This is a genomic window from Stenotrophomonas sp. SMYL20, from assembly GCF_036320045.1.
GTDB classification, from domain to species: domain Bacteria; phylum Pseudomonadota; class Gammaproteobacteria; order Xanthomonadales; family Xanthomonadaceae; genus Stenotrophomonas; species Stenotrophomonas maltophilia_A.
Map to the genome: position 1 here is coordinate 35,078 of NZ_JAWIRT010000024.1, position 25,146 is coordinate 60,223.

Here is a 25,146-nt window from a genome sequence, read left to right on the forward strand (position 1 = left end):
CGCAGTAGAGCCACGCCTTGCGTGGCTGCGTTACTTGGTGGTGTACCCACCATTGACCAGAATCGTCTGCCCAGTCATCCACCAGCCATCGGTCACCAGGAAGCGGATCCACGGCACGATGTCGGCGATGTCGGTCAGGCCAGTGCGGGTGAATGCCGACAGTGCGGCCGCGGTCTTGTGATACGCCTGCGCATCGGCACTCTCGGCGGGATAGAAGAACGGCGTGTCCATCGGACCAGGGCCGATCGCGGTAACCGAGATGCCGCGCTCACCGAACTCCTTCGACGCCGCACGGGTGAAATGCTCCACCGGCGCCTTGGTGCCGGCATAGCTGGAATAGAACGGTGTGAACGCACCCAGCAACGAGGTGACCAGGGTGCAGATGCGGCCACCGTCGTTGACGTGGCGGCCGGCCTCCTTCAGGAAGAAGAAGGCAGCCTTGGCGTTGACCGCGCTCATCTCGTCATACTCCGCTTCGCTGATCTCCAGCAGCGGCTTCTTCAGCACCTTGCCGACCGTATTGATGGCGATGTCGGGACGGCCGACCGCGGCCACGGCATCGGCGAACAAGCGCTCCATCGCTGCCGCCGACGTCAGGTCGCCCTGCAGGGCCACCGCCTTGCTGCCGGCCGCCTGCACGGCGGCAACGGTTGCTTCTGCATCGGCCTGGGTGGCGGCGCTGTTGTAGTGGATGACGATGGCTTTGGCGCCCTGGCTGGCGAAGTCGCGGGCCAGCAGGCCGCCCAGGTTCTTGGCGCCACCGGCGATCAGCACGGTCTTGCCCTTGAGGGAATGGTCGGTCATGGCGTTTGTCTCAGGAGGGGGCTGCCCGGGGTGGCAACCCTGCCCTGACGACGATATCGTGCAGAAAATGCGGATAAAGCCCGCCACATTGACTTAACTTTCCAGAATAGGCGAACAATGGACCGGATCGATCGCTTCCGCATCTTCACCCGGGTGGTGGAGTGCGCCAGCTTCACCCGCGCCGCCGACCAGCTCGGCCTGCCCCGCTCCACCGTTTCCGCGGCGGTGGCCGAGCTGGAGCAGCGGCTCGGCACCCGCCTGCTGCAGCGATCGACCCGTCGGGTGTCCACCACCCATGATGGGGACGTGTTCCATGCCCGCTGCCTGCGCCTGATCGCCGAGGTTGAAGACGCCGAATCGCTGTTCCGGCAAGACGATGCGCAGCCGGTGGGCCTGCTGAAGATCGATGTGCCCAGCCGGATCGGCCGCCGCATCCTCGCCCCGGCCCTGCCCGACTTCTTCGCGCGCCATCCGCAGGTTGAAGTGGACCTGGGCATGACCGACCGCGCGGTGAACCTGATCGAAGACGGCTGTGATGCGGTGCTGCGGGTCGGCCGGCTGGGTGACTCCAGCCTGGTGGCCCGCATGCTGGGACAGCTCGACTTCGTCAACGTCGCCGCGCCGGCCTACCTGCGCGAACACGGCGTACCGCAGCATCCTGCCGACCTGCAGCAGCACCGCGCGGTGAACTACGCATCGCCGACCACGGCGCGGGTGGAACCGTGGGAATGGCAGGACGGTGGCCAGCTGCGCACGCTGCCGATGCCTGGCTGGGTACGGGTAAACAGCGCCGAGGCCTCGATCGCGTGCTGCGTGGCGGGGCTCGGCCTGCTGCAGATTCCGCGCTACGACGTGCAGGCCGAACTGCAATCCGGTGCGCTGGTGGAAGTGATGCCACAGCACGTGGCGCAACCGCTGCCGGTGACCCTGTTGCAACCGCATCGGCAGCACCGCGCGCAACGCGTGCAGGTGTTCATCGAATGGCTGCTGCCGGTGCTGCGGAGCGGCCTGCAGCTGCAGTAAATCCACGCCATGCGTGGATGCGTGCAACAGTGCCAACCAAGGTTGGCACCTACCAGGGCCAAGACCCGCTGCGGTTAATCCACGCAATGCTTGGATGCGTGCATCAGTGCCAACCAAGGTTGGCACCTACCAGGGCCAAGACCCGCTGCGGTAAATCCACGCCATGCGTGGATGCACGCATCAGTGCCAACCAAGGTTGGCACCTACCAGGGCCAAGACCCGCTGCGGTAGATCCACGCCATGCGTGGATGCACGCATCAGTGCCAACCAAGGTTGGCACCTACCAGGGCAGTGGCCGCCGAACCCGGGGCATTACGCCCCGGATTCGTCCGGCTTGACCCGGAACCACGCGGCGTACAGCGCCGGCAGGAACACCAGGGTCAGCACCGTGCCCACGATCAGGCCACCCATGATCGAAATCGCCATCGAGCCATAGAACGCACTGCGTGACAGCGGAATCATCGCCAGCACGGCCGCCAGCGCGGTCAGCACGATCGGGCGGAAACGGCGCACAGTCGCATCGATGATCGAATGCCAGCGGTCATGCCCGGCATCGATGTCCTGCTGGATCTGGTCGATCAGGATCACCGAATTGCGCATGATCATGCCCGCCAGCGCGATCGTGCCCAGCAGCGCCACGAAGCCGAATGGCGCGCGGAACAGCAGCAGGAACAGGGTCGCACCGATGATGCCCAGCGGCGCGGTCACCAGCACCATCGCCGCACGCGAGAAACTGCGCAGCTGCAGCATCAGCAGCGTGGCCACCACCACCAGGAACAGCGGCATGCCGGCCTTGATCGAGTTCTGGCCACGTGCCGAATCCTCCACGGTACCGCCGGTTTCCAGCAGGTAGCCATTCGGCAGCTCGGCACGGATGCCATCCAGCGTCGGCAGGATCTGATGCACCACGTCGAGTGGCTGCATGCCATCACTGATGTCGGCGCGCACGGTCACCGTCGGCAGACGGTTACGGTGCCAGATGATGCCATCCTCGAAGCCGTACTCCATCGTCGCCACCTGCGACAGCGTGATGCTGCCGCCGTTGGCGGTCGGCATCGACAGGCTGGACAGCAGCTCCAGCTGGTTGCGTTCATCGGCCGGCCCGCGCAGCAGCATCTCGATCTGGCGGTTGCCTTCGCGATAAACGCTCACCGACTGCCCGGCCAGCGAGCTGGACAGGAACTGGCTGACCTGGGCACTGCTCACACCCAGCGCGCGCGCACGCTCCTGGTCGATCACCAACCGCACCACCTTGCTCGGCTCGCTCCAGTCCAGGTTGACGTTCATCACGTGCGGGTTCTCACGCACCTTGGCCTCGACCTGGCGTGCGATCGCCTGCACCTTCTCGATGTGCTCGCCGGAGATGCGCATCTGCACCGGGTAACCGACCGGCGGACCATTCTCCAGGCGGGTCACACGCATCTGCACGTCCGGGAACTTCGGGATCACCTCATGCAGCAGCCAGTCACGGGTGCTCTCGCGCGACTTGATGTCCTTGGCCAGCACCACGAACTGGGCGAAGTTGGTGGCCGGCAGCTGCTGGTCCAGCGGCAGGTAGAAGCGCGGCGAACCGGTGCCCACGTAGGACACATAGTTGGCGATGCCCTCGCGGTTGGACAGCAGCTTCTCCAGCTTCTCGGCCTGGGCCTGGGTCGAGCGCAGCGACGCGCCCTCGGCCAGCTCGATGTCCACCATCAGTTCCGGCCGGGTCGAATCCGGGAAGAACTGCTGCGGCACGAAGCGGAACATCATCAGCGAGAACACGAACAGGCCGATGGTCGCGGCGATCACCCACCAGCGATGACGCAGGCAGGCATCCAGGAAGCGGCGGAAGCTGCGGTAGAACGGGCGCTGGTACGGATCATGGTCGTGCCCGTGCTGTGGCGGTGCGATCAGGTTGGCCAGCGCCGGATAGCGGTCGGCCCACTGCTGGCGCTTGGCCAGCCAGCGCGCGGACAGGCTGCCCGGCTTCGGCGGCTGCGGATTGAACAGGTCCGGCAGCATCTTGTCGCCCAGGTACGGGATGAACAGCACTGCGGCAATCCACGACACCACCAGTGCGATGGTCACCACCTGGAACAGCGAGCGGGTGTACTCACCCGTGCTCGATGCGGCGGTGGCGATCGGCAGGAAGCCGGCCGCCGTGATCAGGGTGCCGGTCAGCATCGGGAACGCGGTCGATTCCCAGGCGAAACTGGCCGCACGCAGGCGGTCGTAGCCCTGTTCCATCTTGGTGGCCATCATCTCCACCGCGATGATCGCATCGTCCACCAGCAGGCCCAGCGCCAGCACCAGCGCGCCCAGCGAGATCTTGTGCAGGCCGATGTCGAAGTAGTGCATGACGAAGAAGGTCATCGCCAGCACCAGCGGAATGGTCACGCCCACCACCAGGCCGGTGCGCAGGCCCAGCGAGAAGAAGCTGACCAGCAGCACGATCACCACCGCTTCGGTCAGCACCTGCACGAACTCGCCGACCGACTCCTCCACCGATTGCGGCTGGTCGGACACCTTGCGCAGCTGCATGCCGGCCGGCAGGGTCTTCTGCAGGCGTTCGAACTCGGCATCAAGGTTGGCGCCAAGCTTGAGAATGTCACCGCCGTCCTTCATTGCCACGGCCAGGCCGATCGCCTCCTCGCCCATGAAGCGCATCTTCGGCGACGCCGGGTCGGCGAAGCCGCGCTTGACCTCGGCGATGTCGCCCAGGTGCACGGTGCGGTCGCCAGCGCGGATCGGGAACTGGCGGATGGCGTCGATGTCATTGAACTGGCCGGTCACGCGCAGCTGCACGCGATCGGTGGCGGTCTCGAAGAAGCTGGTACCGGTGACCGCGTTCTGGTCGGCCAGTGCCTGCTGCACCTGCTGCATCGACACGCCCAGCGTGGCCAGGCGGGTGTTGGACAGCTCGATCCACACCTTCTCGTCCTGCAGGCCGACCAGGTCGATCTTGCCGACGTCGGGCACGCGCTGCAGCTCCAGCTGGATGCGGTCGGCGTAATCACGCATCACCGCGTAGTCGAAGCCCTTGCCGGTCAGCGCATAGATGTTGCCGTAGGTGTCGCCGAACTCATCGTTGAAGAACGGGCCGACGATCTCGCGCGGCAGCGTCGGCCGGATGTCGCCCACGCGCTTGCGCACCTGGTACCACAGATCCGGAATCTGCTTGGAGCGCAGGCTGTCGCGCGCCATGAAGATGACCTGCGATTCACCCGGGCGCGAATACGAGCGGATGAACTCGTACTCGCCGGTGTTCATCAGCGCCTTCTCGATCGGCTCGGTCACCTGCCGCGAGACCTGCTCGGCGGTAGCACCCGGCCACAGCGTACGCACCACCATCGCCTTGAAGGTGAACGGTGGATCCTCGGACTGGCCCAGATGCTTGTACGACCACGCGCCGATCAAGGCGAAGGCGAGCATCGCGAACAGCACCAGTGGACGATTGGCCAGCGCCCACTCGGAAAGATTGAAGCGGCGCACCGGCTTACTCCTTGGCCTTGGCGGCAGTGGCCGGCGCGGCCGGCTTCAGCACCGGGCGGTTCTGCCGATCCACGGCAATCACCGGCTGGCCGGCACGCAGCAGATGGCCACCCGCGGCGACCACCCAGTCGCCCGCGCCCACACCGGACAGCACCGGCACCGTTTCGCTGCCGTAAGCCCCGGTGGTGATCGCTGCGGACTTCAGCGTGCTGTTGGCCGGATCGACCACCCAGACGCTGGCGGCCCCATTGGCGCCACGCTGCAGCGCGCCCAACGGCAGCTGCAGGGTGCCGTGGCGGCCGGCGCTGCTGTAGACGCGTGCGCTCTGGCCCAGTTCGACATCGGCCAGCGCATCGGCGGCCAGGCTGACCCGGGTCGCGTAGGTACGTGCCTGCGGATCGGCGGCGGCGGCGATCTCGCGGATCGTGCCCGGCAGGCGCTGGCCAGGACGGTTCCACAGCTCCACCTCGACCGGCTGGCCCACCGCATAGTCGCGGATGGTGGCCTCGGGCAGGTCGATCAGCACTTCGCGCCCGCCATCGGCGGCCAGGTTGAAGATGGTCTGGCCGGCCGACACCACCTGCCCGGCCTCGGCCTCGCGGCTGGCGATCACGCCGTCGGCCGGTGCGCGCAGCTGGGCGTAATCGGCCTGGTTGCGCAGCACATCAAGGTTGGCGCGGGCGGCGTTGGCCTGGCCCTGCGCGGCCTTGAAGGCGGCGGACTGCTGGTCCAGCTGCGAGCGGCTGACCAGTTGCTGGTCGGCCAGCACCTGGTAGCGCTTGAGGTCATCGCGGGCACGTACCAGATCGGCTTCGGCCGCAGCCAGCTGCGCCTGCGAGGCGCGGGCCTGCAGCGCGAAGTCGGCCACGTCCAGCTCGGCCAGCACATCGCCCTTCTTGACCCGCTGCCCGGCATCGACATGGCGCTTGACCAGGTTGCCACCGACGCGGAACGACAGCGGGCTTTCCTGCCGGGCACGCACCGTGCCCGGGAACGCCGCCGGGGCCTGCCCGGCCTGTTCGCCGGGGTGAACCACCAGCACCGGTACGGCCGCCTGTGGCGCCTGTTCCTGTCCCGAACAGGCTGCCAGCGCAGCCACCCACACCATACCGCCCATCCAGCGCACGATCTTCATCGGTCAACGTCCTGAAAACGCAGGGTTGCAACTAAGGGGGGAGCCGCGACTGCCGGCCCAATTTAATAAACCGGCCGGTATAGTATAAATATCGAACCGCTTGGTCTAGTATTGTCGCGATGAGTTCTCCCACTTCCCGCAAGCCGTCGGCCAAGCCCGCTGCCAAGGCCGCCGGACCCGGGCGTCCCAAGGACCTCGGCAAGCGCGCGGCGATCCTTGAAGCAGCCAAGGCACTGTTCATCGAACAGGGCTATACCGGCGTGAGCATGGACACCATCGCCGCTCAGGCCGGCGTCTCGAAGCTGACTGTGTACAGCCACTTCGGCGACAAGGAGACCCTGTTCTCCGAGGCCGTGCAGTCAAAATGCATTGAAATGCTGCCTGATGCGCTGTTCGTGGCCGACGCGGACGGCCCCCTGCGCGACCAGCTGATCGGCATCGGCCTGGCCTTCTTCGAGCTGATCACCTCCGACGCAGCGATCTCGATCCAGCGCATGATGATGGCGCCGGAGACCGACGAACGCCTGCGCGAGCTGTTCTGGCAGGCCGGCCCGGAACGTACCTGCGAGGCCCTGGCCGATTTCCTGCGCGCGCGCGGCGAACGCGGCGAACTGGACATCCCCGACTATTACCTGGCTGGCCAGCAGTTCCTTACCCTGGTCAAGGGCGAAGTGCACATGCATATGATGTGCGGCATGCCACTGTCACCGGTGGAGTGCGACCCTCTTGCCCATGTGACCGCCAGCATCGACTTCTTCCTGCGCGCCTACGCGCCAAGAGGGGCCGGGACGGCCGGATAACCAAAACTGAACGAACCGGAGGTCGCGATGACTTCCGGCACTGCGACCCCGGCCACCCGGCAGCTGATGCTCTGGGCGCGCCGCCGGCCTCCGGCACCGGTAAAATGGCCGGCCCACTGCGCTGGATTTGAACCTCATGACGATTGATTACGCCCACGCCCGCGAACTGATGGTGGAACAGCAGATCCGTCCCTGGGACGTGCTGGACATCAAGGTGCTCGACGTCCTGGCCCGCCTGCCGCGCGAGGCCTTTGTCGCCGATGCACACCGGGCACTGGCCTATGCCGATGTTGAACTCCCGATCGGCCATGGCCAGAAGATGATGAAGCCGGTCATCGAGGGCCGTACCCTGCAGGCACTGGATCTGCAGCCGGGTGACGAAGTGCTGGAAATCGGCACCGGCAGCGGCTTCCTGGCAGCCTGCATCGGCGCGCTGGCGCGCGACGTGCTGAGCCTGGAGATCGACCCGGAACTGGCCGCCGCCGCGCGTGCCCGCCTGGACGCTTCCGGCCTGGGCACCAACGTCCGCGTGGAAGTGGCCGACGCCCTGTCCTGGCAGACCGAACGCCGCTTTGACGTGATCTGTGTCACTGGTGCGGTCGACGTGGTGCCGTCACAGTTCGCCTCGTGGCTGCGTCCGGGTGGTCGCCTGTTCGTGATCCATGGCCGTTCGCCGGCGATGGAGGCCCTGCTGGTCAAGGCCGACGGCAGCACCGAGTCCCTGTTCGAGACCGATATTGATTACCTGCGTGGTGCCGCCCCGGCCCCCCAGTTCCACCTCTGAGTCCAAGGAAGCCGCAATGATCCGCCGATCCCTCGCTGTTGCGCTGGCCACTGCCCTGCTGCCGTTGTCCGCCCATGCCGCCGACCTGCTGCAGGTCTACGAAATGGCGCGCAATGGCGATCCGCAGCTGTCCGCCGCCGAATCCACCCGGCTGTACGACAAGGAAGGCGCCGTGCAGGCCCGCGCTGCCCTGCTGCCGCAGATCAACGGCCAGGCCACGCTGAACCGCTCGCGCAGCGAGGCGGACCATGACGCCAACTCCGGCACCGTGACCAGCAAGCGCCGCAACTACACGATCGAAGGGAGCCAGACGCTGTTCAACTGGACCCAGATCAACAACCTGCGTTCGCAGCGCGAGCTGAGCAAGGCGGCGGACTTCACCCTCGATTCGGCCAACGACAGCCTGATCGTGCGCACCTCGGCGGCCTACTTCAACGTGCTGGTGGCGATCGAATCGCTGAACGCCGCACAGACCAATGAAGCGGCCGCGAAGAAGCAGTTCGACTTCGCCGACAAGCGCCTGGAAGTGGGCCTGGCGCCGATCACCGACGTGCACGAAGCACGCGCCCAGTACGACCAGGCGCGTGCCAACACCATCGTTGCGCAGAACACCCTGGCCGATAACTACCAGGCCCTGACCGAACTGACCGGCCAGCCGGTGGTCAACCTGCGCGGCCTGCCGGCGGACTTCCGCCCGGAAGTGCCGGCCAACCGTGGCAACATCGATGAGCTGGTGCACCAGGCCACCAACCAGAATCCGGCGCTGAAGGCCCAGGAACTGAAGGTCAGCGCCGCCGAGGCTGGCGTGCAGGCCGCTCGTGGCGGCCATTACCCGACCCTGTCGCTGGGCGGCAGCTGGGGCAAGAGCGCAACCTGGGGTGACAGCACCGGTGCCGGCTCGTTGTCGCCGGATGCACGCACCAACAGCATCGGGCTGACCCTGAGCGTGCCGATCTTCGCCGGTGGCGCCACCCAGTCCGGCGTGCGCCAGGCACTGGCCCAGCGTGACATCGCCCAGGATGGCTACGAGCAGCAGAAGCGTGCCCTGGACCGCAACACCCGCAATGCCTACCAGACTCTGGTGCAGGGCATCAGCGAAGTGGAAGCCCGCCGCCTGGCGGTGGTCTCGGCGCAGAGCGCGTATGACGCGTCGCAGGTCGGCCTGGAAGTCGGTACCCGTACCGTGCTGGACGTGATCCAGAACCAGCGCATCCTGTTCTCGGCGCAGCTGGATTATGCACAGGCCCGCTACACCTTCCTGCAGAACCGCTTGCTGCTGAGCCAGTCGCTGGGTGCGCTGGACGTGGCCGAGCTGCAGGACGTGAACCGCCTGCTGACCCAGGACGCGGGCAACCCGTCGACGACCACGCACTGAGTCGTCGCCCTGCCGGCAACGAAGAAGCCACCCGGGAGGGTGGCTTTTTTGTGGGCAGCGCGTACGGCCCCACCCAGGCATGGCGCAGATCCGCCGGCCGTCAGCCCGGCCACGCGCCTGCCCGCTCCACTGCGGCCAGCACGCACAGCGCCGCGGCCAGGGGCGCAAGCACCATCGCAGCCCCCGGCATAGGCGCGCGCACACGCAGTGCTGCCAGGCACAAAGCCGCCATCACCAGCAGGGTGGCCGGGCCCGGCAGCACCGGCAATGCATCGACGGGTGTTCCCAACGCCAGCAGCGCCGCCAGCACCACGGTGACCGGTATCAGCCGCGTCCGGAACCCGGGCGCTTCATCCGCGGCCACAGGCCAGAGCTGCGCTGCCAGATGTGTGGCCAACGACAACAGCACCAGCAGCAGTGCTGCCAACCCGGCCATGCCCGCCAGCGGCAGCAACGGCAGCAGCCACTGCAACTGCGGATGGCCCTGCAATGCCACCGACAACGGCCGCGTACTGGCCAATGCCGGGAACTCGACCAGGCCGGCCTGCAACGCCGCCAGCACGATCAGCAGCAGCATTGCCAGCAGCAGCGCGGCCGCCAGCAGCCCTGGTGACTGCGCACGCACCTGCGGGCCACGCCCAGGAAACCCCAATGCCAGACCCACACTGGCAAACACCGCCAGCAAGGGCACGCTTGCCGCCAGCACACCGCCAGGTCCGAACCGATAGGGCGCGGTGGCGTCCGGCAGCCACGGAATCCAGTTCGCGTAGTGCACATGGCGGACCGCCAGCGCCAGCAGCAACAGCCCTACACCGATCTTTGCCGTCAACAGCACGCAGACCATCAGCGCGATGCGACGCGGAGGCAGCAACACGAACGCACCCAGCACCAGCAGGCTGGTGACGGCCATCACCGGATCCGGCAATGCGCTGCCGGTTTCAATACCGCGACTGGCAAACACCGCACGCGCGTGGCCCGCCATGGACTGCGCCACGCCGGCGCTGGTCACCACCAGCTCCAGCAGCAGCACAGCACCCAGCAGGCGCGCGACTGCCGGGCCCCAAGCGGCCCGCAGCGGGCCGTACAGGCCATCGGCTTCCGGCTGCTGCTGGTTCAGCACGTGCAGGCAATACAGCATCGGCGCTGTGCCCAGTGCGGCCAGCAGCAGACTCAGTACGATGGCCGGGCCGGCCTGGGCGGCGGTGTACTGGCCGACCAGGGCGATCACGCTGCCCCCCAGCAACAGGGTCAACGCCACCAACGCGAAGTGATCCATTCCCAGCAGCGCGTGCCGGCCACGGCGGTTGTCGCTGTCCATCGCAAGCCCTCTTGATTCCGCCCATGCGCGGTCGACAGCAGGCTGGCAGCCTGCGCCAAAGGGCGGTATCAGAATCCGTACCGTGCGCATCGCGATGTGACCACAAACACGTTCGCAGCCACGCATCCGGTCCTGCTGCGACAGGAATCCGGTTGCTAAGCAGAATTGATGCAGTCGATCACGTCAGTCGGTCCACGTAGTGTCCGCCCTGGCGGTGTTGCTGCCCGGCTCAGCTGCGCGGCGGCGGCAGATGTGGCGCGACCAGCGCCAACGTGCGCTGCAGGGCACCGCGGCCATTGCTGACCAGCGTGCATCCAGCACGGGCCATGTCCTCGCGCGCCGCTGCGTCGCCCAGCAGGTGCTGCAGCAGGTCACCTACCGCCTGCACGTCCTCGCCGATCAGCAAGGCACCGGCCTCACGCATGCGCCGTGAGATCTCGGCGAAGTTGTGCAGGTGCGGACCGGTCACAGCGGCAGTGCCCATCGCCGCCGGTTCCAGCAGATTGTGGCCACCAATCGGCTGCAGGCTGCCGCCGACGAAAGCGACCTGCGCGCAGGCATAGAACGGCATCAGCTCACCCAGGGTGTCGATGACGAATACATCCGTGCCGGCCTCCGGCCATTGCTTCGCGCGACGGGTCGTCACGTTCCAGCCCTGCTCGCGCGCCAGCGCCTCCACCTTCGGGAAGCGCTCGGGGTGCCGCGGCGCCCACAGCAACAACAGGTCGGGGTGCTGCTGGCGCAGGCGCCGATGCAGGTCGATCACCGCCTGCTCCTCACCATCGTGGGTACTGGCCGCGATCCACACCGGGCGCCCGGCGGGCACGCAGGCGTGGAACTGCTCGACGAAGCCCTGCACATCCGGCGTGGCGATATCGAACTTGAGGTTGCCCAGCGCCTGCACCTGTTCACGCGCAGCACCCAGCTGCACGAAGCGCTCGGCGTCGTCCTGCGACTGCGCGGCCACGCAGGTGACCGTGCGCAGCGCACGGCGGATCAGCGCCGCCAGCACCCGGTAACCGCGCAGCGAACGCGCGGACAGGCGGGCGTTGAGGATGTAGACCGGGATGCGACGGTCGCGGCAGCCGAACAGCATGTTCGGCCACAGCTCGGTTTCCAGGATCAGTGCCAGGCTGGGCTGGAAATGGCCGAGGAAGCGGTTGACACTGCCCGGTACGTCGTACGGCAGATACACATGGTCCAGCGCGTCTCCCCACAGCGCGCGCACGCGCTCCGAACCGGTCGGGGTGATGGTGGTGATGACCCAGCGGATGTCCGGACGCTGCTGGCGCAGGGCATTCACCAGCGGCGCGGCGGCATTGACCTCGCCCACCGAGACCGCGTGCAGCCAGACCCGCGGCTGGCCGGTCGGCTGCGGATACGAGGCATAACGCTCGTCCCAGCGCCGGAAGTATTCACGGACCCGGAAACCGCGCCAGACCAGGTGGTACACGGTGATCGGCAGCAGGATGTAGAGCACGGCCGAGTACAGGCCGCGCAGGATCCATTCGACAGGGTCTTTACGCATGCGGCAAGGATACGGGAGCCCCCCGGGAAAGACACGCAGCCGGGTTGGTAGAATGGCGCCATGTCAGATGCCACCACCGCCGTCCGCCCGTCGCTGCGCGATCCCCGCAACTGGCCGATGTTCGCCGCCATGCTCGGCGCCTTCGCCATCGCCCGCCTGCCGTGGATGCTGCAGCGTGCGCTCGGCCGGGGCGTCGGCTGGATCAGCTGGCGCCTGCTCGGCAGCCGCCGTCGCGCCGCCGAGGTCAACCTGCAGCTGTGCTTCCCGGAGAAGGACGAAGCCTGGCGCCAGCGCCTGGTGCGCGACAGCTTCGACGCGCTGGGCGTGGGCGTGCTCGAGTGCATCCGCGCCTGGTGGGGCAGCATCGACCGCATCCGCCCGCAGGTGAAGATCGAAGGCCTCGAGCATCTGCGGCAGATGCAGGCCGAAGGCCGCGGCGTGCTGCTGGTGTCCGGCCACTTCATGACCCTGGAGATGTGCGGCCGCCTGCTGTGCGACTACGTCGATCTTTCAGGCATGTACCGCAAGCACAAGAACCCGGTGTACGAATGGGCGGTGAAGTTCGGCCGCCTGCGTTATGCCAAGGCGATGTTCGCCAACGAGGACATCCGCGCGACCGTGCGCCACCTGAAGAAGGGCGGCTTCCTCTGGTATGCGCCGGATCAGGACATGCGTGGCAAGGACACCGTGTTCGTGCCGTTCTTCGGCCATACCGCATCCACCATTACCGCCACCCACCAGCTGGCGCGGATGACCGGCTGCGCGGTGATTCCGTACTTCCACCGCCGCGAGGGCGGGAAGTACTTCCTGAAGATCGGCGCACCGCTGGAGAATTTCCCCAGCGAGGATGTGGAAGCCGATACCACGCGGGTCAACCAGGCCATCGAAGAGATGGTGCGCGAAGCCCCGGACCAGTACCTGTGGATCCATCGGCGGTTCAAGCGCCAGCCCGGCGGCCGGAGCGATTTCTACAAGTAGCGGTGGGAGGGATGGCTTCATCCACGCATGGCGTGGATCTACTGCCTTGTGCGGCTTCATCCGCGTATGGCGTGGATTCAATGACGTGGGGCATTCTGAAGTAGATCCACGCCATGCGTGGATGCTCTTCGATTCCGTGCCGGGATTCACAACGGCCAGCGGCACCAGGCGTACGGGTACTCCCCCATCACGCACGCCAAGCCCGCACGGACCGGATTGGCCAGGATGTACATCGCCTTCTCGTGAAGGGATTCATCGCTGCGTACGGCGTGATCGTGGTAACCGTGCTGCCACAGCGACCCTCGCCGCTCCAATCGCCGATTCAGCAGCCGGCTGCTGCGTGATTTGAGCAGGGCCATGCACTCGGCCAGGGTTCCCCCGCGCAATTCCATCAACCAGTGCAGATGGTCGGGCATCACCACCCAGGTGAAGCTGTGGCTCACGCCCTTGCGCTCTACGAAGCGCAGTGCTTCAACCAGAATCGCTACGTTGGAAGCATCGGCAAAGAAGGGTTCACGATCGAGGGTTACCGTAGTCAATGAATAGACGTTACCGGTGCAGGAGTAACGACCGTAGCGGAGTCTTGGGCTGGCCATGGCCTCAGCGTGCGATACACACGGAGGCACGGCTAGTGGAGGTTGGCGCGTGTTTGCGTCGGTAAAGCCCCATCCACGCATGGCGTGGATCTACTACGGCGACGTTCGTTCGGTGACCGCCCCATGCACGCCATGGCGTGGATCCACCATGGGGACGTTTGTTCAGTACGTGGAGTAGAGCCACGCCATGCGTGGATGGACGATCACACCACCGTCGGCGTGTCATCCGTTTCGCGGGCCAACAGGCTGCCGGCGAACAACGCGGCCAACAGCACGGTCAGGCCACCCCAGAACGCGGAATAGAAGGCCAGGTGCGTGTTAAGCGGGAACACGGTGACCGCCAGCGCCAGCATCGCCGGGCGCGCACGCTCACGGGCGGCGGCCGGTGCGTATCGCCAGGCCCGCCAGGCCTGGGCCACCGCAGCCAACCACAGCAGAAGGCCGATCACACCGGTTTCCGCCAGGATCTCCAGCACGATCTGATGGGCATGCAACGCCGGGGCATCGCCCCACACCGCCGGTTCGTCGCCAGACACGCAGGCCGGATAGGCATCGCGGAAACCGCGCGCGCCGACCCCGTTGATCGGGTGCTCTTCAATCATGCAGGCCGCGGCGTCCCAGATCCGCGCGCGCCCCGACAACGCCTCGTCGACACCGCGTTCGCTCCCCTCCCAGGCCATCGCCGTACGTGCGAAGCGCTCACGCAGCTGCGGCACGCTGGCGGTCAGCACACCCGCTCCGAGGACAGCGACCAGCCCCAGCAGCACCAACCGCTTCCAGCCGAACTGGCGCACGCCGCTGTAGGCCAGCACCAGCGCGAAGGTGATCCACGACGCGCGCGAGCCGGCCAGCAGCAGCACGCAGCCCAGCGCCGCCGCAGCCAGGACCCACCCTGGATTGCCGAAGCGGCGCGCCAGCGGCAGCAACAGGAACGGTGAAAGGCTGGCCAGCACCTGGCCGAACTTCAGGTTGCACGGCCCCAGCGCGCCACTGAGGCGATCGACCCATGCTGCCTCGCTGGCCGGGCACAACGCGTGACCGCTTACTGCAAACTTCAGTTGCTCAAGTGACCAGAACCACGGACTGGTACCCACAACCGCCTGCACCAGTGCATCCAGCGTCCACGCAGCGGTAATCAATGCGAGGCCACCGAAGGTCAGCCGCCGGCGTTCCGGCGTGGCCACGGCGATCGCCACCAGCCACATGAAGGGCAGGTAGCGCAGGCCGGCGGCCGCCTTGGTCCACGACGCCGCCGGATCGATCGCATCGAAGGCGGAGAACGCCTGCGGCAGCCAGTAACCGAGGAACAGGATCGAGGTCAGCGCCCACGCGGCGGGTGTCAGCAGGTGCGGGCGGCGCTGCAGGCGGCGCATGATCATGCGCACCGCGGCATACAGCGCGCCAAGACCCAGCACGGTTTCGGCGACGCCCGGCAACGGCCACAGCGCCACGTAGGCCAGCACCCACCAGGGCGCCCAGCGCCCGGCGCGGTCCTCGCGCACGAGGGTTGCGGGGTCAGCCGGCGAGGTCGGCATAGAGGCGGAGGGTGTCGCGCTGCATGGCCTGCAGGGTAAACGGGATGCGGGTCGGCAAGGACGGCGGCTGCGCCAGCAGGGCCAGCGCACGTTCACCCAGCGCCCGTGCATCGCCCAGCGGCACGGCGCCGGCCGGCTGCAGCTGCTGCAGCAGTTCGCCGACGCCGCCATGGTCCCAGCCCAGTACCGGGCGACCGACCGACAACGCTTCGACCACGGTGCGGCCGAACGCTTCGGGCTTGTCCGAAAGCTGCAGCACCAGATCGCTGGCCGCATAGGCCTGGGCGATACGCGCGGTCGGCGTGCTGATCTGCACGGCGTCGGTCACGCCCAAAGCAGCCGCCTGCCGGCGCAGGTCGGCCACGTAGACTTCACGGCCGGGTTCATCGGTGCCCAGCATCCACAGCTGTGCCGGCACACCGGCCGCGCGTACATCCGCCAGCAACTGCAGCGCATGAGCATGCCCCTTCAGCCGGGTGCCACGCCCCGGCAGCAGCAGCAGCGGGCCCTCAACCTGCGCCAGCCACGGATAATCGGCTGCCAGCGCCAGTCGTGGCCGACGGTCGGCGCGGGCCACGCGGGGAAACTGTGCGACATCGACGCCGCGCGGAATCACCTGCAGCCTCGCTTCGGGAACCGACGGGTAGTGCCGCTGCACGTAGTCGCGCACGGTGTTGGACACGCAGATCACGCGTTCACCGCTGGTCATCACCGCGCTGTAGCGGCTGGGCGAGTTCAACCCGTGCACGGTGGTCACCCAATGCGGGCGCTGTGCGGCAGGCATCGCGCGGATCGCGTACAGGCCCAGCCAGGCCGGCAGCCGCGAACGGGCATGCACGATGTCGGCGCCAACTTCAGCGAACAGGCGGCGCAGGGTCGGCAGGTGGCGCAGGGTCAGCAGCGATTTGCGGCCGATATCAAGGGTGAGGTGCTCGGCACCGCTATCGAGCAGCGGCTGCACCAGGCGGCCACCGGCGGAGACCACCAGCGCACGATGGCCGGCAGCGACCAGGGCCGCAGCAATTTCCAGGGTCGAGCGCTCGACACCGCCGGAGTGCAGCGCCGGCAGCAACTGCACCACGGTCAATCGGCGCATCGAAGGGGCGGCCGCTTAGTCGGCCAGCACGAACACGGAACCGCAGTACGGGCACTGCGCTTCGCCGTTGGGCTCGTCTTCGATCGGCAGGTACACGCGCGGATGCGAGTTCCACAGCGCCATTTCCGGGGTCGGGCAGCTCAGCGGCAGATCGCTGCGGTGCACGGTGTAGCGCTTCTCGGCGTTGGCGGGCGCAGTGGCGGTATGGCTCATGGCGGATGTCGATGAACGGGTTGCGAGGCCTGTGATTCTAGCATCTGGGCCGCCCCGACATTGCGCCGCAACGGGTCTTTGCGCGTACCGGGCCGATTCCCTGCGGCCTTGCATGCCACCTCGGGACGGGGTGCCGGCGGAAATTCCCGATCGATCCTGCAGGTTCACGCCGAAAATCCACCGACAACGATATTTCCCGCATTTGGATCGAACTAAATGGCACTTGTCAGGTTGCCACGGCTGTTGCAGGATCGGGCCAGGTCGTAAACCGGCCCACTCCAATCCGACCCGATCGCATGGCCCGCCCCCACCGGACCGGTATCGCTTCTTCCACTGCCATCCCGGCGGGCGGAGCGATGCTGTCCGTGGTGTCCGCCGATGCGGGTTCTGCCCGCCGCCTGCCCTTCCGGGAGACCCTTGCATGACCCTGTCCGATCCACGCCGCGCCCTGCTTCCGCTCGCCCTGGCCCTGGCCTGTGCGACTACCGCGATGCCGGTGCTGGCACAGGGACTGCAGACCTCGTTCGAACCGGGCCAGCCGGCTCCGGCACCGGCCGCAGGCGCACTGCAGGTCACGATCGGCAACGGCCCTGCGGCGCCTTACGCCGCCAAGCGCAATGCGGGCTACAGCGGCCTGCATGCACTGCGCTACAGCAGCGAAGGCGGCAGCGCGCGACGCGAGCTGTTCAAGACCGACCTGCCGATCGAGGCCGATACCACCCTGTCGTGGCTGGTGCTGCCGGAGATCGTCGGCAAGGACACCGTGGCCTCGACCTATGTGTCACTGGACCTGCTGCTGGACGATGGCAGCCGCGTTTCGGCCAGCGCTGCACGCGACCAGCATGGCGTGGCCATCGGTGCGCGCGCGCAGGGCGATTCGAAGACGCTGTATCCGCAGCAGTGGGCGCGCAAGGCGGTGCGGCTGGGCGACGTGCCCGCGCTGAAGGGCCGCCGAGTGGTGGCGATCGAACTGGACGTGGCCAGTGCCGACGGTGCACCGGTCTCGGGCTGGATCGATGACGTGCGCCTGGACACAGTGCCACGTCAGCAGCCAGCGCGCGTCTCCGACTGGGTGCTGACCACCCGTGGCACCCAGGCCAACGGCACCTTCTCGCGCGGCAACAATTTCCCGGCCACCGCGGTACCGCACGGATTCAACTTCTGGACCCCGGTGACCGATGCCGGCGCACTGAACTGGCTGTACCGCTGGAACGAACAGAACGACGCACAGAACCGCCCGCAGCTGCAGGCGCTTGCGCTGAGCCATCAGCCCAGCCCGTGGATGGGCGACCGCCAGACCTTCCAGGTGATGCCCTCGGCCAGCCGTGGCGTGCCGGAGGCCGACCGTCGCAAGCGCGCGCTGTCATTCGAGCGCAGCCATGAAAGCGCGCGCCCGTATCGCTACGACGTGCGCTTCGACAACGGCATCGCGGCCGCCATCGCGCCGACCGATCATGCCGCGCTGTTCCGCTTCGAGTTCCCCGAGGGCGGCGACGCCAACCTGCTGTTCGACAATGTCGATGCACGCGGTGGCCTGACCCTGGACGCTGCCACGCAGACACTGTCCGGCTACACCGATACGCGCAGCGGGCTGTCCAACGGCGCCAGTCGCATGTACGTGGTGGCCAGCTTCGACAGGCCGTGGCGCAGCAGTGGGCGCCTCAACACCGGCCGACCGACCGGTTACATCAAGTTCGATGCCGGCAGCGACCGGCGGGTGACCATGCGCCTCGCCACCTCGCTGATCTCGGTGGAGCAGGCACGGCACAACCTGGCCCTGGAAATCGCCGCAGCCGATACGCTGGAAAGCGTGGCCGGCCGTGCGCAGGATGCGTGGGATGCGCGCCTGGCCCGTTTCGACATCGGCGATGCCAGCGACGACCAGAAGACCACGCTGTACTCCAGCCTGTACCGGCTGTTCCTGTACCCCAATTCCGGCCATGAGAACGTGGGCAGCGCCGCCGCACCGGAGTGGCGCTACGCCAACCAGGCCAGCGCCAGCGATGACAACACCGAGGGCAGCGCGACCCGTAGCTATGCCGCCGTGCGCGACGGCAAGGTATTCGTCAACAACGGCTTCTGGGACACCTTCCGCACCACCTGGCCGGCCTATGCGCTGTTCACGCCCGACGATGCCGGACAGCTGGTGCAGGGCTTCATCGAGCAGTACCGCGCCGGCGGCTGGATTGCACGCTGGTCGTCGCCGGGCTACGCCGATCTGATGGTCGGCACCAGCTCCGATGTGGCCTTCGCCGACGCATGGCTGAAGGGCATCGGCGGGTTCGATCCGGCCGAGGCCTATGCCGCCGCGCTGAAGAACGCGACCGTGGTGCCGCCGGACCGCCATGTCGGCCGCAAGGGCATGAACCGTTCGACCTTCCGCGGCTATGCCAGTGCCGACGTGCACGAAGGCATGTCGTGGACGATGGAAGGCGCACTCAATGACTTTGGCATCGCCAACATGGCCGATGCCCTGGCCAAGCGCGCGACCGCGCCCGCCGCACGCGAGCGCTACAGCACCGAGGCCGACTACTTCCGCCATCGCGCCGCCAGTTACGCGACGATGTTCGATCCGGCGGCAGGCTTCTTCCAGGGCCGCAAGGCCGATGGTCGCTGGCGCGTGGACGCAAAGGCCTACGATCCGCGCGTGTGGGGCCACGACTACACCGAATCCAATGGCTGGACCTTCGCCTTCACCGCCGCCCATGACGGCGAAGGCCTGGCCGCGTTGTATGGCGGCCGCGAAAAGCTGGCGGCGAAGCTGGATACCTTCTTCGCCACGCCGGAAACCGCGGACCCGGCACTGGCCGGTTCCTACGGCGGCACCATCCACGAGATGACCGAAGCGCGCGACGTGCGCATGGGCATGTATGCGCACAGCAACCAGCCGGCGCACCACATCCCGTGGATGTACCTGTACGCCGGGCAGCCGTGGAAGACCCAGCAGCACGTGCGCGAGATCCTGTCGCGGTTGTACGTCGGCAGCGAGATCGGCCAGGGCTACCCGGGCGATGAGGACAACGGTGAAACCTCGGCATGGTACGTACTGGCCTCGCTGGGCCTGTACCCGCTGCGCATGGGCGCCCCGGAGTACGTGATCGGCTCGCCGGCATTCGAGCATGCACGGGTGGAGCTGCAGGGTGGCGCGGTGCTGACCGTGAACGCGGCCAACAACTCGCGTGAGAACGTCTACGTGCAGTCGCTGAAGATCAACGGTACGCCGTGGACGAAGACCTGGGTGCCGCACGACCTGATCGCCAAGGGCGCGACCCTCGACTTCGTGATGGGACCCCGCCCCTCGCGCTGGGGCAGCGGCGTGGACGATGTGCCGCGCTCGTTGACCGCGCGCGGCCAGCACCCGCAGCTGCTGCACGACCTGCTCGGCAGCGGCGCGAAGGCGACGCTGGCCGATGGCCGTGCCCTGCCCGCGCTGGTCGATGACGATGCCGGCACCACGGTGGGTCTGGGCGCCGGTGCAACCATCGCGCTGACCGGCCTGGCCGAGGGCACCCCGACGATGTACACGCTGACCAGCGGTGACGGCCGCATCCAGGGCGGTGAGTGGACGCTGGAGGCGCGCAACGGTGGCGGCAGCTGGGCCGTGCTCGACCAGCGCAGCGGCGAAGACTTCGAATCCGCCCGCCAGACCCGTCCGTTCCGCATCGCCAAACCCGGTCGTTACAGCGAGTACCGCCTGCGCCTGGCGGCACCGGCACGGCTGCCGCTGGCGGAGATCGAACTGCTGGCGGCCGGCACCGTACAATGAGCTGCATGCGCTTCCGTCTACTGCCTCTGGCCCTTGTTGCCCTGTCCTTCTCAAGCTTCGGCCAGACCCAGGCGTTCGATACGCAGCTGACCCGCGACGGCGTGACGCTGAACTACCAGGACGCCCGTGGCGCCCTGGCCGCACCGCAGCGCAAGCGGGTGATCGATACGTTCTTCTTCGCGTACCTGCGCGAACGTGCGGACTTCCATCCCGCTGCGCCGTCAATGGTGCGCATCGTGATCGATCCGGCCTACACCGGCATCGCCTTCGTCGGCGACAAGGACCAGGCAGCGACGATCACCATCAATCCGGGTTGGCTGGCGCAGCATCCGAACGACATCGACCTGGTCACCCACGAGGCGATGCACATCGTGCAGGGGTATCCCGGCTACGGCGATGCACGGGTACCGGGCTGGCTGGTGGAAGGCATCGCCGACTACGCGCGCGACCGCTACGGCATGGACAACGCCGCCGCTGGCTGGGCATTGCCGGTGAAGGTCGAGAAGGGGCAGAACGTCGACAGCGGCTACCGGGTGACCGGTGCGTTCCTGAAGTGGGCGGAGGCGGAACATCCCGGCCTGGTGCTGGCACTGGACAAGGCCCTGCGCGACGGCCGCTATGCACCGGCGCTGTGGCAGAAGCACACCGGCAAGGCACTGCCGGCGCTGTGGGCGCAGTACGCCAAGCCGCGTTCGGATGCACCGGCGCCGGCACGGCGCGGCAAGCGCTGACCGCAGGTAGCACCGTGGCTTGCCCGGCGAAACGCCTGTTTCGCCGCGCTGCGCGCCCGCCTGGCATGGCCCGGCATGACCTGCCCAACGGGATCTCATTACGATCTCACGCGGAGTAATCCGACAAGTCGGATAGGCGCCTGTTCACAACAGCACGCGGCAGCAACCGACATCGTGACTGAGCGAGGGTCGCTAACCTTGCTTGCATGAAAATCAGAACCAAGGTCGGTAGGCGCAAAGCGGTCGTTGTGCTGGTGACAGGAGCAGCCATTGCACTGATCACGACCGCGATCTGGACGAGAAGCAACACGCCGAGCGTTCTCGCTGTTGCCCCCCAAGAGCAGCAGACCGTACGGGTTCGTATCAACGGAAAAGATGCCGCGATCGAGACGACGCAGGCCGCAAGCGTTGCCGCCGCCGGGACTCAGTTGATTGCAATTCGCCGAACGTTGTCGCCCCAGCAGGCCCTTCTGCTGGCGCAGGACATAGCGCGTTGCACAAACGCCGCAAGCTTGGCGGAAACAGACATTCCGACGGGACTGACTCCCGACCAGCAGCGTGAGTTCCGGGAAAACGTTCTGGGTGACTCAGACTGCTCCGCTCTTGAATCAGAACACTCCATCTATGACCTCGCCTACTACGCGGCGTCAGACGGCGACTCCACTGCGAAATTGATGTTCTCGGGACTGGCGTCTCATCAGTTCGACGATGAGCACTCCATGTTCGATGAAGAGCTCGTCAAGCGATTCAAGGAAGCGACAGTGAGATTCCTCAACGAAGCCGCGGACTCGGGTGACAGCAATGCCCTGATGCTTCTTGCGGCCACCTTTGAGGATGGCCTGCATGTGCCTCGCGATGCAGCACGCGCACACGCCTATGCGCGCGCATTCAGCCAGGCCAGTGGCGGCAAGGGGCTTCGCTATGCCGAGCGGCTCTGGAGCCAACTCTCACCGGACCAGCAACGGGAATCGAACCGATGGCATATCGAGATATCGAATCGAAGAAAAGGAGAAATGAAATGAAAGGAAAGTCGAAACGCAATCGCTGGCTGATGATCGTGGTCGCGTGCCTGGGAGGCGCAGCAATCGCAGCGTCGGTTGGGACATTCTACTGCGGCAAGGCCTGCAATGTAGCCGGGGATATGGTGGCGGAGGAAGGGTGACCATCGGAGATATTTCGGTAGCTCAATAGCTACCACTGCGGCACACCTTGGTTGCCACGTTCGCTCAGTAGCGCCAGGCCACACCCGGCGAAATGCCTGATTCGCCACGCTGCGCGCTCGCCGGGCATGGCCAGGCGCTACCACATCACTGCCTCAGCGCGACCGCACGAAGCCGGCGTAGAGCGCGAACAGCTGCTGAAAGTACCGCCGCGTCACTCGATTGCGCATGACACCCTCGCCCATGAAAAGTTGGTCGGGCCCAGGGTGGGAAGGCCGGTCCGGTCCCTTCCCACGGCCGGGCCGCGTGGGCGTATTGGGCCGCAACGGCGTTGCAGGGACATGACCGGGCGGCGTAGCGCGTGTGGCACAGGCCGGCGGGCGGTAGAGCCGGCCGCTGGCCGGCTGCGGTGGTGGTGGACATGATTGCGGTTGCCGGCCAGCGGCCGGCACTACCCGTTTCCGCTTTGCGGAAACAGAAACGCGCCCCGGGGGCGCGCTTCTGCAGCTGACGCTGGAAAGAAGGCTTACGCCTTCTTTTCCGCTTCCAGCTGCTTGCGGATCTGCGCATCCACCGCCGCAATGGCGGTCATGTTCAGGATCCTGCGCGAGGTCGCGCTGGTGGTCAGGATATGCACCGGCTTGTTCACGCCCATCAGGATCGGGCCGATCGCCACGCCGTCGGTGAACACACGCACCAGGTTGTAGGCGATGTTGGCCGCTTCCAGGTTCGGCAGCACGAACAGGTTGGCTCGACCCTGCAGGGTCGAGCCCGGCAGCAGCTTCTGGCGCAGCGCTTCGTCCCACGCGGTGTCGCCCTGCATTTCGCCGTCCACGTTCAGACGCGGGTTGCGCTTGAGCAGCAGCTCGCGCACCTGGCGCATCTTCAGCGCGTCCTTCGAATCGTGGCTGCCGAAGTTGGAGTGCGACAGCAGCGCCACCTTCGGCTCGATGCCGAACAGCTTCATGCGGTAGGCCGCCTGCAGGGTCGCTTCGCACAGCTGCTCGGCGGTCGGGTCTTCCTGCACGTGGGTATCGACGAAGAAGAACACGCCCTGCTGGTTGATCACGCCGGTCATCGCCGAGGTCGAGGTGACCTTCGGCTCCAGCGGCAGCACGCTGCGCACGTAGCCCAGCTTCTTGTGGAAACGGCCGACGATGCCGGTCAGCATCGCATCGGCTTCGCCACGGGCCACCATCACTGCAGCGATCAGGGTCGGGCGCGAACGCATCAGGTTCTTCGCCGCGGCCACGGTCACGCCACGACGGCCGGTCAGGCCGTGGTAGTACTGCCAGTACTCGTTGAAGCGCGGGTCGTCGTTGATGTTGGTGACTTCAACGTTCTCGCCGATCTTCAGGCGCAGGCCGAGGCGCTCGATGCGCGACTCGATCACTTCCGGGCGGCCGATCAGGATCGGGTGCGCCAGGCCGTCATCGACCACGTTCTGCACCGCCTGCAGCACCACTTCCTCTTCGCCCTCGGCATACACAACGCGCTGCTTGTCGCTGCGCGCGCGGTCGTAGACCGGCTTCATCATCAGGCTGGTGCGGTAGACGAACTGGGCCAGCTTGTCGCGGTAAGCGCCCATGTCGTCGATCGGGCGCGAGGCCACGCCCGAGTCCATCGCGGCCTGGGCCACGGCGGCCGACAGCTCCACCAGCAGGCGGCGGTCGAACGGGCGCGGGATCAGGTATTCACGACCGAAGCTCGGGGTCTCGCCGCCATAGGCCGAACCCATGTCGGTGGCCGCACGACGCGCCAGCGCCGCAATGGCGCGCACGCAGGCGATCTTCATTTCCTCGTTGATCGCGGTCGCGCCCACGTCCAGCGCACCACGGAACAGGTACGGGAAGCACAGCACGTTGTTGACCTGGTTCGGGTAGTCCGAACGGCCGGTGCCGATGATCGCGTCCGGACGGGCGGCGCGCGCCAGTTCCGGCATGATTTCCGGAGTCGGGTTGGCAAGCGCGAAGATCACCGGATCCGGCGCCATGGTCTTGACCATGTCGGCAGTCAAGATGCCCGGCGCCGACAGGCCCAGGAAGATGTCCGCGCCGTCGACGATCTCGGCCAGGGTGCGCTTGTCGGTGTCGCGCGCATAGCGCTGCTTTTCCGGGTCCAGGTCGGTACGACCGGTGTGGATCACGCCCTCGCGGTCGAAGGCCAGGATGTTCTCCGGCTTCAGGCCCAGCTGCACCAGCATGTTCACGCAGGAAATGCCGGCCGCGCCCATGCCCGTGGTCGCCAGCTTCACTTCCTCGATCTTCTTGCCGGTGATCGCCATGGCGTTGAGCACGGCTGCGCCGACGATGATCGCCGTGCCGTGCTGGTCGTCATGGAACACCGGGATCTTCATGCGCTCGCGCAGCTTGCGCTCGACCACGAAGCATTCCGGCGCCTTGATGTCTTCCAGGTTGATGCCGCCGAAGGTCGGCTCCAGCGAGGCGATGATGTCGACCAGCTTGTCCGGGTCGGTTTCATCCACTTCGATGTCGAACACATCGATGCCGGCGAACTTCTGGAACAGCACACCCTTGCCTTCCATCACCGGCTTGCCGGCCAGCGCGCCGATGTTGCCCAGGCCCAGCACCGCGGTGCCGTTGGAGATCACCGCCACCAGGTTGCCACGGGCGGTCAGCTCGCTGGCCTGCTGCGGGTCGGCCTTGATCGCTTCACAGGCGTACGCCACGCCCGGCGAATACGCCAGCGACAGGTCGCGCTGGGTCAGCATGGGCTTGGTAGCGGAAACCTTGATCTTTCCCGGCGGGGACATCCGGTGGTAATCGAGGGCGGCCTGTTTGAAATCTTCGTTGGACATCGATGTGGGTTA

The 25,146-nt window shown here is 66.8% G+C and carries 18 protein-coding genes; 8 read left to right on the top strand and 10 right to left on the bottom strand.

Annotated elements, in window-relative coordinates; all coding sequences use genetic code 11:
• Positions 1-30: 30 nt before the first annotated feature.
• Positions 31-804: an SDR family oxidoreductase gene (locus V3B48_RS17245; protein WP_121504421.1), complete on the bottom strand. Its 774-nt coding sequence runs from the start codon at positions 802-804 to the stop codon at positions 31-33.
• Positions 805-921: 117 nt separating this feature from the next.
• Here V3B48_RS17245 and V3B48_RS17250 point away from each other — a divergent pair, with 117 nt between their 5' ends.
• Positions 922-1,827: a LysR family transcriptional regulator gene (locus V3B48_RS17250; RefSeq protein WP_329894133.1), complete on the top strand. Its 906-nt coding sequence runs from the start codon at positions 922-924 to the stop codon at positions 1,825-1,827.
• 312 nt (positions 1,828-2,139) lie between these two features.
• On the opposite strand, the gene V3B48_RS17255 is transcribed toward V3B48_RS17250, so the two are convergent.
• Positions 2,140-5,301 carry an efflux RND transporter permease subunit gene (locus V3B48_RS17255; protein ID WP_285301548.1) on the bottom strand — a complete coding sequence of 1,054 codons (3,162 nt, stop codon included), beginning with the start codon at positions 5,299-5,301 and terminating at the stop codon, positions 2,140-2,142.
• Between the two features lie 4 nt (positions 5,302-5,305).
• Positions 5,306-6,436 (bottom strand): efflux RND transporter periplasmic adaptor subunit, encoded by a 1,131-nt coding sequence (locus V3B48_RS17260; RefSeq protein ID WP_125895090.1) that lies wholly within the window; start codon positions 6,434-6,436, stop codon positions 5,306-5,308.
• Between the two features lie 119 nt (positions 6,437-6,555).
• Between V3B48_RS17260 and V3B48_RS17265 the strand changes: the two genes are divergently transcribed.
• The 3 genes from V3B48_RS17265 (at position 6,556) to V3B48_RS17275 (ending at position 9,395) form a co-directional block, all read left to right on the top strand.
• Positions 6,556-7,236, top strand: a complete 681-nt coding sequence (locus V3B48_RS17265) for a TetR/AcrR family transcriptional regulator (protein WP_049398377.1) — start codon at positions 6,556-6,558, stop codon at positions 7,234-7,236.
• A 136-nt stretch (positions 7,237-7,372) separates the two neighbouring features.
• Entirely contained in the window at positions 7,373-8,020 is a 648-nt protein-coding gene (locus V3B48_RS17270) for a protein-L-isoaspartate O-methyltransferase (protein WP_049398378.1), read from the top strand.
• Between the two features lie 16 nt (positions 8,021-8,036).
• Complete coding sequence (locus V3B48_RS17275) at positions 8,037-9,395, top strand: TolC family outer membrane protein (protein ID WP_049460783.1); 1,359 nt, start codon at positions 8,037-8,039, stop codon at positions 9,393-9,395.
• A gap of 100 nt (positions 9,396-9,495) precedes the next feature.
• Here the strand turns inward: V3B48_RS17275 and V3B48_RS17280 are convergent, their stop codons facing one another.
• Entirely contained in the window at positions 9,496-10,713 is a 1,218-nt protein-coding gene (locus tag V3B48_RS17280; protein ID WP_253143937.1) for an amino acid transporter, read from the bottom strand.
• A gap of 229 nt (positions 10,714-10,942) precedes the next feature.
• Positions 10,943-12,241, bottom strand: a complete 1,299-nt coding sequence (gene waaA, locus V3B48_RS17285) for a lipid IV(A) 3-deoxy-D-manno-octulosonic acid transferase (protein ID WP_049398381.1) — start codon at positions 12,239-12,241, stop codon at positions 10,943-10,945.
• A gap of 60 nt (positions 12,242-12,301) precedes the next feature.
• Here waaA and V3B48_RS17290 point away from each other — a divergent pair, with 60 nt between their 5' ends.
• Complete coding sequence (locus V3B48_RS17290; protein WP_049398382.1) at positions 12,302-13,219, top strand: LpxL/LpxP family Kdo(2)-lipid IV(A) lauroyl/palmitoleoyl acyltransferase; 918 nt, start codon at positions 12,302-12,304, stop codon at positions 13,217-13,219.
• 146 nt (positions 13,220-13,365) lie between these two features.
• Here the strand turns inward: V3B48_RS17290 and V3B48_RS17295 are convergent, their stop codons facing one another.
• From V3B48_RS17295 to V3B48_RS17310, 4 genes are all read right to left on the bottom strand, one after another.
• Positions 13,366-13,815 (bottom strand): transposase, encoded by a 450-nt coding sequence (locus V3B48_RS17295; RefSeq protein WP_121504416.1) that lies wholly within the window; start codon positions 13,813-13,815, stop codon positions 13,366-13,368.
• 203 nt (positions 13,816-14,018) lie between these two features.
• Complete coding sequence (locus V3B48_RS17300) at positions 14,019-15,350, bottom strand: O-antigen ligase family protein (protein ID WP_253143935.1); 1,332 nt, start codon at positions 15,348-15,350, stop codon at positions 14,019-14,021.
• Positions 15,331-16,446, bottom strand: coding sequence for a glycosyltransferase (locus tag V3B48_RS17305; RefSeq protein WP_279912275.1), 1,116 nt, complete (start codon positions 16,444-16,446; stop codon positions 15,331-15,333). The genes V3B48_RS17300 and V3B48_RS17305 overlap by 20 nt, the downstream gene beginning before the upstream one ends.
• Positions 16,447-16,461: 15 nt before the next feature.
• Positions 16,462-16,659, bottom strand: coding sequence for a zinc-finger domain-containing protein (locus V3B48_RS17310; RefSeq protein ID WP_005410967.1), 198 nt, complete (start codon positions 16,657-16,659; stop codon positions 16,462-16,464).
• Between the two features lie 421 nt (positions 16,660-17,080).
• Here V3B48_RS17310 and V3B48_RS17315 point away from each other — a divergent pair, with 421 nt between their 5' ends.
• From V3B48_RS17315 to V3B48_RS17325, 3 genes are all read left to right on the top strand, one after another.
• Positions 17,081-20,425 carry a GH92 family glycosyl hydrolase gene (locus V3B48_RS17315; RefSeq protein ID WP_329894134.1) on the top strand — a complete coding sequence of 1,115 codons (3,345 nt, stop codon included), beginning with the start codon at positions 17,081-17,083 and terminating at the stop codon, positions 20,423-20,425.
• Positions 20,422-21,156 carry a basic secretory protein-like protein gene (locus V3B48_RS17320; protein ID WP_049421780.1) on the top strand — a complete coding sequence of 245 codons (735 nt, stop codon included), beginning with the start codon at positions 20,422-20,424 and terminating at the stop codon, positions 21,154-21,156. The genes V3B48_RS17315 and V3B48_RS17320 overlap by 4 nt, the downstream gene beginning before the upstream one ends.
• Before the next feature lie 206 nt (positions 21,157-21,362).
• The gene (locus tag V3B48_RS17325; protein ID WP_121504411.1) at positions 21,363-22,178 is read left to right on the top strand and encodes a hypothetical protein; all 816 of its coding nucleotides are present in this window, start codon (positions 21,363-21,365) and stop codon (positions 22,176-22,178) included.
• 664 nt (positions 22,179-22,842) lie between these two features.
• Here V3B48_RS17325 and V3B48_RS17330 read toward each other — a convergent pair.
• Positions 22,843-25,134 (bottom strand): NADP-dependent malic enzyme, encoded by a 2,292-nt coding sequence (locus V3B48_RS17330; RefSeq protein WP_032129106.1) that lies wholly within the window; start codon positions 25,132-25,134, stop codon positions 22,843-22,845.
• Positions 25,135-25,146 lie beyond the last annotated feature (12 nt).